Raw genomic sequence first — 1,283 nt, forward strand, 5'->3', positions numbered from 1 at the left:
GTGAACTCATTGGTGTTGCGTGTGAAAAACCGTTAGGACGAAATGTAGCCGAAGCCAAAAAAGTATTAGAATTAGCTCAACGAGTGAATCTATTGGATGGGTATTTAGAAAATCAGGTTTTTTCACCATCAGTCACTCGTGGAAAAGAAATCATCTGGGAACGCGCGGCGAAAGCTACAGGTCGCCCTTATTTAGCACGAACAGCGGAAGAGCATAGTGGTCCACATATGCCATGGTTTTGGGAAGGCGAATTGCAAGGTGGTGGTGTATTGAATGATATGATGTGCCATTCAGTGGAAGAAGCACGATTTGTTCTTACGGAACCCGGCGCACCACGAGAATCATTGAAACCCGTTAGCGTTCAAGCATATGCTTCATGTTTAAAATGGCAGCAACCAAAATATGCGGATCAATTAGCTGAATCCAGCGATGGGAAATTGGATTATCGAAATCGTCCGTCTGAAGATTTTGCCCGTTCATTGATTGAATATGAAACAGAAGACGGGCAGAAACTTGTAGTGGAAACAACCACATCCTGGTGTTTTGTCGGTGCGGGGTTACGTTTAAGTATGGAATTGTTCGGACCGGAATATTCCATGTTTATGAATACGCTGGATACGGATTTGAAACTGTTTTTCAGTCGAGAAGTATCTGGAAATCAGGGCGAAGATATGGTAGAAAAACAAAATGCGGAATCGGGTGTTATGCCCGTAGTATCCAGCGAAGAAGAAGTGTATGGTTATACAGCTGAAAATCGCCATATGGTGGAATCTTTTTTAGCCGGGAAACGCCCAGAAGAAAATTTCAGTGATGGTGTAAATGTAACTGAATTATTAATGACGGCATACATGAGCGCCGAACAAGGAAAAACGATTCAATTTCCGCCAGATAATTTGGATACCTATATTCCTTCCGTCGCTAAAGGTGAATGGAATCCAAAAAAATAATAGAAACCAAAAGGTAATAAGATGAAAAAACATATATTATTAATATTAATGGCAGGACTGTTTGTTTTGCCGCTTGGCGCTGAATCTGCTTCGGTTACCACCGATTATTCAGGTGCCCGAATCCAAGATTTGAAATTGGGCTCTCAAGCATGGACATTCCGGAAATTTTCATTCTATGAAATGTTGGATATGATGCAAGATTTGGATTTGCATTATTTACAAGCTTATCCGGGACAAGTATTGGATAAAAAAAATCCGGATGGACGGTTTAGTCACAATATGTCTAACGATCAAATGGCAGAAGTAAAACAAGCGCTTAAAGATCATGATATTAAG

Annotated in this window: 1 protein-coding gene and 1 pseudogene; both read left to right on the forward strand. The window is 40.8% G+C overall.

What is annotated here, in order from left to right; translation table 11 throughout:
* Positions 1 to 947 (forward strand): Gfo/Idh/MocA family protein (locus AC3ZFK_RS08245; RefSeq protein WP_489433791.1); only part of this gene is annotated, 947 nt, incomplete at its 5' end.
* Between the two features lie 21 nt (positions 948 to 968).
* Positions 969 to 1,283, forward strand: a pseudogene (locus AC3ZFK_RS08250) (hypothetical protein); the annotation flags it as partial.

This window comes from Candidatus Thiopontia autotrophica (genome assembly GCF_982804495.1).